Raw genomic sequence first — 8,964 nt, forward strand, 5'->3', positions numbered from 1 at the left:
CTGCCGCACCCTCGTCCGGCTATTCGCACGGGAATCGGAGTTCCGCACAACCACGCGTCAACCCGGCGCGGCCTGGCGCGCGGGGGCGCGCGGCGCCCGATCCGTGCCTGTACCGGCAGGGGCGGTCCGGTTCCGCGCGGGGCACTCAGGCCACACGCGCCGGTGGACGCGCATTCGAAAGCGAACTCTGATCACCCTTAAGAGTGAAGTGACCCGAGCGGTGTTGAGCCGCCCCCGCCTCGAAAGTAACTTCAGTCCTGCGAACGAGAGTTGCCTCGACCAGGGGGGTCGAAAAGAGGCGACCGGCCGGCATTTCCGTTCCCGGAATTCCGGCAGGCGCGGCCGAGGCTCTCGTGACTTCCAAAGACCGTACCGGTCGGAGCCACGGCGAAGGGGTGTGAAGCAGATGGGGGCGGGCACACCGCTGCGCATGGCAGGGGAGCCGGTACCGGTCGAGGAGGACGTGCCGGGTGTGGACGGCACGTTGGTGGAGGTGGTGCGGGCGGCCGTGACCGGCAGCAGGGCCCGGGGAGGCGGCGGCGACTGGGGAGTCGCGGTCGAGGGCTTCTGGTGCACGGTACGGCCGCCCGGCCGCGACCTCCCCGCCCAGGGATGGAAACTGCACGTCAGTGCCGCGTCCGAAGTCGCGGTGGAAGTGCTCTCCGCGGTCGCCTCGGCGCTCGTCGACGATCCCTGCGCGTTCAAGTTCGCAGCCGACCGGGAAAAGGTCCACGAAATCAATTCCCGGAACAGCGAACGCGGTTCGGCCGGGAAATTCATCACGGTCTACCCGGACGGCGAGGAGCAATTCCTGCGGCTCGCCGAGGAACTCCACCGCGCCACCGTCGGAATGCCCGGACCGGTGATTCTCTCCGACCGCCCGTACCGCCCCGGCAGCCGCGTGCACTACCGGTACGGCGCCTTCGCCGGCCACGCAGTACTCGGCAACGACGGCGCCTACCGCTCGATGCTGCGCGGCCCGGACGGCAGCCTGGTCGAGGACGTCCGCGCCGCCGCCTACCGCTGCCCGCCGTGGGCCGTCGACCCCGTCGAGGGGGCCGGGTCGACCGCAAAGCCCGCCACCGCAAAGCCCGCCACCGCGAGGCCCGCGCTCGCGCAGCCCGCCATCACAGCGCCCGCCACCACGAAGCCCGCGCAGCGCCGGGCCGGGGTGCTGCTGGACGGCCGCTACGCGCTGACCGCCGCCGTGCGGCACGGCGCGAAGGGCGGCGTGTTCCTCGGCACCGACACGACGACCGGCGCCGAGGTGGTGGTGAAGCAGGCCCGCGCCCACATCGAGGTCGACCGGGTCGGCACCGACGCCCGCGCCGCGCTGCGGCACGAGGCGGAGCTGCTGGGCCGGCTGGCGGACAGCGGGCTGACGCCGAAGGTGTACGCGCTGATCGAGCAGCAGGACTCGCTGTTCCTGGTGCAGGAGCGCATCGACGGCCAGGCGCTGGGCAGTTGGGTGGCGGCCCGGTTGCGCCACGACGGCTCGCCGGACGTGGGGTGGGCGGAGGCCGGCCCGATGGCGCTGGCGTTGCTTGAGCTGGTGGACCGGGTCCACCGCCGCGGCCTGGTGCTGCGCGATCTGTCGCCGGGCAACGTGCTGGTCCTCCCGGACGGCGAACTCCGCCTGGTCGACCTCGAACTGGCCGTCCCCGCCGGGGTGTTGGCAGGATCGGCGGGCACCCCCGGGTACCGCGCCCCGGAGCACTCCGGTCCGCACCTGGCCGACCGGGCCGCCCACACCACCGACCTGTTCGCACTCGGCGGCCTGTTCTTCCTGCTCGCCACCGGCCACGACCCGCTGCTCCCGGACGATCTGCCGCTGGCCCGGCCGGTCGCCGAACGGCTCGGCCGCTGGCTGGCGTTGGCCGCCCGTGACGGCGAGAGCGCCCGGCGGCTCGCGCCGGCGGTGCTCGGGCTGCGGGCCGAGGCCGCCGACCAGCGCTGGAGCCTGGCCCGGGTGCGCGAGGAGCTCACCATCCAGCAGGCCCAGGCCGCGCGGAGCACCGAAACCGTCCAGGGCGCTCCGACCGACGAGCGCGCGGTGACCACCTCGCCGCGTCCCGGAATCCCGGTCACCCCGCCGGCGCTGGACCGGCTGCTGCACGACGGCCTGCGCCACCTCGCACAGACCGTCACCCCGCAGCGCCGGGACCACCTGTGGCCGACCGTCCCCGCCGGACGCCTGACCGACCCGTGCAACGTGCAGCACGGCGCCGCCGGAGTCCTCGCCGTGCTCGCCCGCGCCGCGCAGGCGCCGCTGCCGGAGGCCGCCCGCGAACGGGCCCGGGACACCGCCGCACTGGCCGCCGAGTGGATCGAACGCCGGTGCGCCGCCGAGCCGGTGGTGCTGCCGGGCCTGCACTTCGGCCGTTCCGGCACCGCCTGGGCGCTGCTGGAGGCCGCCGAGGCGCTGGCCGACCCGGGCCTGGCCGAGCGCGCGGCGGGCCTGGCGTCCCGGGTCCGGCTGGCCTGGCCCAACCCGGACGTCTGCCACGGCGCGGCCGGCGCCGGCTTCCTGCAACTGCGCGTCCACCGCGTCACCGGCGCCCGCACGTACCTGGACCGGGCGGTGGAGTGTGCCCGCGGCCTGCTGGCGGCCGCCCGCACCGAACCGTACGGGACGGTCTGGCCGGTGCCCGCGGACTTCGACTCGGCGCTCGCCGGCGCGGTCCACCTCGGCTACGCGCACGGCGTGGCCGGGGTCGGCGCCTTCCTGCTGGCCACCGCCACGGCCCTGCGCGAGCTGCCCGATCTCCGGGACCGTCCCGAACTCGTCGATACGGCAGACCAGTTGACGACCGGCGCGCAGGCGGCGACGGAGACCCTGGCGGCCACCGCCCGGTGGTCCGGCGGCTCCGCCTGGTGGCCGCAGAGCCACGGCGACCCGGAGCACGTCCGGCTGGCGCACTGGTGCAGCGGGTCGTCGGGAGTGGGCACCTTCCTGGTCCGGTTCTGGCAGGCGACCGGCGACCGGCAGGCGCACCGCCTCGCGGTGGCCGCCGGGCAGGCGGTGCTGGACGGCCGCTGGCACAGCGGAGTCTGCGCCTGCCACGGGCTGGCCGGGAACGGCGAGTACCTGCTCGACCTGGCCGAGGCCACCGGCGAGAGCCGGTTCCGGCACGGCGCGCAGGAACTCGCCCGGCTGATCGCCGCCCGCGCCGCCCTCCGGGACGGCCTGCTGGTCCTCCCGGACGAGACCGGCACCGGCTGTGCCGCCGCGTACGGCACCGGCACCGCCGGCCCGCTGGCCTTCCTGCTGCGCCTGCGGCACGGCGGCCCGCGGTTGTGGACCGATCCGCTCCCCTACCGCGCGGCCGAACTGACGGACAGTCAACCGATCCTGGCAGGTGGCCGATGAGTACCGCACTGCGAACCGCGCCGCAGGCGCTGCGCCGCCTCAGTTTCGCCTTCGCCGGGGACGGCTCGCACGCCGCCTGCCTGGCGGCGGGGGCGGACGGCGGCTGGTACGCCGAGAGTTGGCGGCTGCCGGAGAGCGGTCCGGCCGAGCCGACCGCGCTGCTGCTGCCGGACGGACGCTCGGAGAGCCTGCGGTCCCAGCTGATGGCACTGCCGGACGGGCGGGTGCTGGTCTGCCGGCACGACGCCGACCGGCACGCGCTGGCCCTGCTGTCAGCGCCCGCCGAGGCCCCGTCCGATGCCACCGCCGGACTCCGCCCGGCCGTCGAACTCCCGCTGGCCACCCTGCGGTTGCCCGGCCTGCGGCTGCTGGCGATGCCCGGCCCACGGACCAGGCCGCACGAACCAAAGGAACCGCAGGAACCGCAGGAACCGCAGGAGCTGACCCAGCCGCACGCATCGGCCGACCCGATCGAGCCGAAGTACCTGACCGACCCCGACGCACCGGTCGCGGTGCTGCTCGGCACCGACACCCGCCCGGTGACCACGGTGTGGCTGCTGGCCGCGGACGGGTCCGCACCACGCCAGGTCGCCGAGTTGCCCGGGCTGCACGGCGGCGGGGTGTGGCTGGACACCGTGGGCCGGCTGCTGGCGCTGGACCGGGTCGCCGACGGGGTGGTCAAGACCGTCGTCCTCGACCTCCAACTCGGCCAGACCACACCACTGTTGGAGCTCGGCGAGGCCAGCAACGACCGGCTGGTGCTGTTCGACCCGGCGACCCGGTTCGGGATGCTGCGCAGCGACGCGCCCGGTGCGGACCGGCTGGGCTGGGCGCTGATCGGCGGCGACGAGCCGGTGCGCTTCCCGGAGTGCCTGCACATCCCGGGCATGTTCCTGCGGCCGATCGCGCTCGCCCCCGGCGGGCTCGGCGCCGCCGAACCGCAGGTGGCGCTGCAGATCGACCACGGCGCGGGTTCCGCGCTGGCGCTGTGGCAGCCCAGCGGCGGGCGGTTGGACCCGCTGCCGGTGCCGCCCGGCCGGCTCGGTGCGGTCGGCCACTGGTCGGTGGCGGGTCTGCGGATGCCGTACTCGGCGCCGGACCATCCGGCGGCGCTGGCCACCCTGGACGTAGCCGCGCTGCTGGCGCAGGGCCCGGCGGTGATGCCCGCCGCGGTGCCGCTGCCGCTCCAGCTCGCACCGCTCAACGGCGGCACGGCGCACGTGAGTTCGTCCCAGCTCGCGGCCGCACTGAGCGGCCATGAGCACGGCGCGGCGGAACCGGCCCCGGCGCTGCCGGAGTCGACCGGCACGCTACGGGCCCTGCGCGCCGCACCGGCGGGCTGGCGGCTGGACGGCTCGGCCCCGCCGAACGACGGCGGACGGTGGCGTGCGGCGCAGAGCCTGGAGCTGGCGGGCCCGGCCGGGCCGATCGAGGCGGTGGTCTACGGCGGTGACGCCTGGCTGTCCGCACCGCACCTGGTGATCGCGCTGCACGGCGGTCCGGCGGACGCCTGGCGGCTGGAGTTCGATCCGGCACTGCAGCGGATGGCCGCCGAGGGCCTGGCCGTCCTCGCCCCGAACCAGCGCGGGTCCACCGGCTACGGGCCGGAGTTCGCGATGGCTATCCGCGGCGCCTGGGGCGGTCCCGACCTGGACGACGTGCTCGCCCTGGTGGAGGGCGTCGCCGGGCAGCGTGCCGCGCTCGGGCTGGAGCCGCCCGCCCTGTTCGGGGTCAGCTACGGCGCGTTCCTGGCGCTGCTGGCGGCGGCGCACGCCCCGTCCGGGCAGGTGTCGCGCTGTGCGGTGGTGGCACCGTTCCTGTCCGGTGGCCGGCTGCTGGCGGAGGCGGCCGCCCCGGTCCGGGCGCTGACCAGTCGGCTCGGCGGCGACCGGGCGATCGACGACGCCCGCGGCCCCCGGGACGTGCTGCACCTGGCCCACCGGCTGCACAGCCCGCTGCTGGTGGTGCACGGCGACCGCGACGAGGTCGTGCCGGTCAGCCAGTCCCGGGCCCTGCGCCACGAGTTGCTGCGCCTGGGCCGGACGGAGGGCGCCGACTTCCGCTACGTGGAGGCGGCCGGCTCCGGTCACGAGGTGCTCGCCGAGGAGGGCGCAGCCGTGCTGCACGAACTGCTCGCGGGGTTCCTGCGGACCGGCAGACCCGCCTGAGCCGCCAGCCCGTCGCCTCGACACCCACCCGGCGCCGTCGGCCCGTCAACGCCACAGCCACCCCAAGCCGCCGGCCCCTCGGCTGGACAGCCATCCCGAGCCATCGGCCCGTCGACCCGGCTGCCCTGTGCCATCGGCCCGTCGACCCGACGGCCGCCCATTCCGCCTGACTACACATCAGACTTCCCGCCGCGCACGCGAGCCGGCCGACCCTCAAGGGTCCGGCCAGGCCTGAGCGTCGACGGCGGGGCGAGGTCTGCGCCGGGGAGAGTCCCGGGCGCAGTCTGCCGGAGCGTTCCGGCGGAGCAACCCAAGGGGAGGAAACACCATGGAGAACATGACCGCCTTCGAGACCGACCTCGCGGCCCTTCAGGAGCTGCCCGAGCTCGAGTCCGTCGAGCTGGGCGGCCACGGCGGCGGGTGCCAGTTCACCTGTCTGATCCTGACCTGCCTGATCTTCACCATCAGCTGACGCCGGGTCACCGAGCTCGCGCTGTGCCCGCCTCCGGTCTCCGGGGGCGGGCACAGCCCCGCCGGGCGGCCCGGGGCCGCCCGTTCCCTTCTCTCTCAGGAGTCCTCGTTGCGCGGCTGGTCGCTGGCTCTGGTGCTTTCGGTGCCCTTGGAGGCTGCCGCGACCCTCGCGCTGCCGGGGGTCGCCGGGGCGGCGTTGGACGCGGTGCTGGCGGGCCGGTCCGACGGTTGGGCGATCGGCGCCCTGGCGGCGGTGCTGGCCGCGGGGGCGGCGGCCTCGGCGGTCGCGGCGGCGGCCGGTCCGGCGTGCACGGCCGCCGACACGGTGGTGCTGCGAACGGGTCTGCTGCGCCGGGTGCTGTGGCTTCGGCCGTTCCCCTCGGCGGCCGAGCAGGCGGCCGGGGCACGGCCGGGCGCGGGTGATCTGACGGCGCGTCTGGTCGGCGCGGCGGCGGACGCCGGTACTGCGCGGGTGGCCCGCCTGGGCGCCGTGACGGCGTTGCTCACCTCGTCCGGCGCGATCCTCGGTCTCGCCGTGCTCTCCCCCTGGCTGGCGCTGGCGTTCTTCGCGGGGGTGGTCCCGGGAGCGGTGCTGGTCCGGTTGTTCATGCGCACCGCCGAGGACGTCTTCGCGCACTACCAGGCCGCCCAGGGCCGGCTCGCCGACCGGCTGACCGGCGCGCTGGAGGGCGTCCGGACCATTCACGCGGTCGGCGCCCAGCCGGTGGAGGCCCGCCGGGTGCTCGCCGTCCTGCCTGAACTGGCTTCGGCCGGTCGGGCGTTGTGGCAGGTGCAGCGCAGCACCGTGTGGCAGGCGATGCTGCTGATCGCCGCGGTCGAGCTCACCGTCCTCGGCGCGGCCGGCCAGTTGATCGCCGAGGGTGCCCTGCCGCCCGGGGCCTTCGCCGCGGCGGCCGGCTGGGCGGCTCTGGGGCTGGGGTTCTTCGAGCAGGTCGAGGCGCTGGTCGGGGTCGCCCACGCCCGGGCCGGGCGGGACCGGGTCGCGGCGGTTGCCGGGCTTCCGGGCACGCTCACGGGCATGCTGGAACTTCCTTACGGGCCTGGCGAGTTGGTCTTTCGCGGGGTGACGGTGCGGGACGCCGACGGGGCGGTCGTGTTCGGCCCGCTGGAGCTGGTCGTCCCGGGGGGCTCGACCGTCGCGGTGGTGGGCCGCTCCGGTGCGGGCAAGTCGCTGCTGGCGGCGCTGGCCGGCGGGCTGCGGGTGCCGGACGAGGGCGCGGTGCTGGTCGACGGGGTGCCGGTGGCGGATCTGGACGTCGCGGCGCGCCGCCGTGCGGTCGGGTACGCCTTCGAACGTCCGCTGCTGGTCGGGCCGACCCTGGCGGACGCGCTGGAGGGTGCGGGCCCGGCCGAGCTCGCCGCCGCCCGGGCGGACGCGTTCGTCAGCCGGCTGCCTGCGGGAGAACGTACGGAGGTCGGTGAACTCCGTTTTTCAGGTGGCGAGTTGCAGCGTCTCGGGCTGGCCCGACTGTTGGCCGGGCAGTCCCGGGTGGTGGTCCTGGACGACGCCACCTCCAGCCTCGACACCGCCACCGAGCACCAGGTCGGCCAGGCCCTCCACGACTCCACCGCCGGCCGCACCCGCCTCGTCGTCACCCACCGCGCCTCCGCCGCCGCCCGCGCCGACCTGGTGGTCTGGCTCGCCGACGGCAGGATCCGCGCGACCGGCCGCCACACCGAACTGCTCGCCGACCCCGACTACCGCACCACCCTGGCGGGCGCGGCGGTGACGGCGGGTCAGTGACGCAAGGGCCGCTGGGCGGCGGCGAGTTGAGAGTCAGGCCCGGACGACGATGACGCATGTGCCGCAATGGGGCGGCGCTCGGGGGACGAGGAGTAGGGGATGGTGCGGCAAGGTTCGCCGGGTGAAGGCGAGTTGACGGCCGGCAGCGCCGGTCTCGCGGGGGTGCTGCTGCGCGGGCTGGCCGGGGCGGTGTCCCGGGACGCGGCGGCTCGGCGGGCGGGGTGGCGGGTGGCCGGGTGGTCGGCGGTGGAGGCGCTGCCCGCGCTGGCGTCGGGACTGCTGGTGGCGGCGGCGGCCGATCGCGGCTTCCTGGCGGGTCGGCCGGGCGTGGGCTTCGCGTGGCTGGCGGCGCTCGGCGCGGTAACGGCCGTGCGGGCGGTGGCAGCGCGGGCCGTGTTCCCGCACCTGGCGGAGGTGGTCGAGCCGCTACGGGACGCCCTGGTGACCCGGGTGGTGCACGGCGCGCTGGCTCGGCCCGTCCCGGACGGCCCGGCGGAGATCGCCCGGATCACCGAACAGGTGGAGTCGGCGCGGCAGTTGACTGCCACCCTGTTGCGCAGCGCCCGCGGCGTCGGGATCGGCCTGGTCGCCGCCCTGGTCGGCCTGGGTGTCCTGGCGCCCGCCGTGCTGCCGCTGGTCCTGCTCCCGCTGCTGGTCTCCGGCGGGCTGTTCGTCCGCTTGCTGCGCCCACTGGTGGCCCGCCGCCGGGCGGTGGTGGTCGCCGACGAGCGGATCGCCGCCGAGGCGGGCCGGGCCTTCGCCGGTCTGCGCGACGTCGCCGCCTGCGGCGCGCAGGAACGCGTCGCGGCAGAACTCACCGCCCTGGTCGCCGCCCAGGGCGCCGCGGTCCGCGCCCTCGGCCGGGCGGCGGCGGCCCGTTCCCTGATCGTCGCCCTCGGCGGCCGGCTGCCGCTGCTCGCGACGGTGCTCGCCGCCCCGTGGCTGATCGGTCAGCACTGGCTGACGGCCGGCCAGGTCCTCGGTGTCGCCACCTACCTGCTGCAACAACTGGAGCCCGCGGTACGGACACTGGCCGGCATGCTGGGCAGCTGGCTGCTCGACCTGGCCGTGGTCCTGGACCGCCTGGCGACCACCTCCACACCCAGCGCACCGGGCACACCGGGCACACCCGCACCCGCACCCGCGCCCGCACCCGCGCCCGCGCCCGCGCCCGCGCCCGCACCGGCGCC

The 8,964-nt window shown here is 76.1% G+C and carries 4 protein-coding genes and 1 pseudogene; all 5 read left to right on the plus strand.

What is annotated here, in order from left to right:
* Positions 1-430 precede the first annotated feature (430 nt).
* A complete protein-coding gene (gene lanL / locus AB0K51_RS28510) occupies positions 431-3,370 on the plus strand; it encodes a class IV lanthionine synthetase LanL (protein WP_363460031.1) in 2,940 nt (979 codons plus the stop codon).
* Positions 3,367-5,538: an alpha/beta fold hydrolase gene (locus tag AB0K51_RS28515; protein WP_363460032.1), complete on the plus strand. Its 2,172-nt coding sequence runs from the start codon at positions 3,367-3,369 to the stop codon at positions 5,536-5,538. Before lanL ends, AB0K51_RS28515 begins: the two co-directional genes overlap by 4 nt.
* 328 nt (positions 5,539-5,866) lie before the next feature.
* Positions 5,867-6,010, plus strand: coding sequence for a VenA family class IV lanthipeptide (locus tag AB0K51_RS28520; RefSeq protein WP_363460033.1), 144 nt, complete (start codon positions 5,867-5,869; stop codon positions 6,008-6,010).
* Between the two features lie 141 nt (positions 6,011-6,151).
* Positions 6,152-7,774 carry an ABC transporter ATP-binding protein gene (locus tag AB0K51_RS28525; protein ID WP_363460034.1) on the plus strand — a complete coding sequence of 541 codons (1,623 nt, stop codon included), beginning with the start codon at positions 6,152-6,154 and terminating at the stop codon, positions 7,772-7,774.
* Positions 7,775-7,873: 99 nt separating this feature from the next.
* Positions 7,874-8,964: pseudogene (locus AB0K51_RS28530) on the plus strand (ABC transporter ATP-binding protein); the annotation flags it as partial.

Source organism: Kitasatospora sp. NPDC049285, from assembly GCF_040678815.1.
Taxonomy (GTDB): domain Bacteria; phylum Actinomycetota; class Actinomycetes; order Streptomycetales; family Streptomycetaceae; genus Kitasatospora.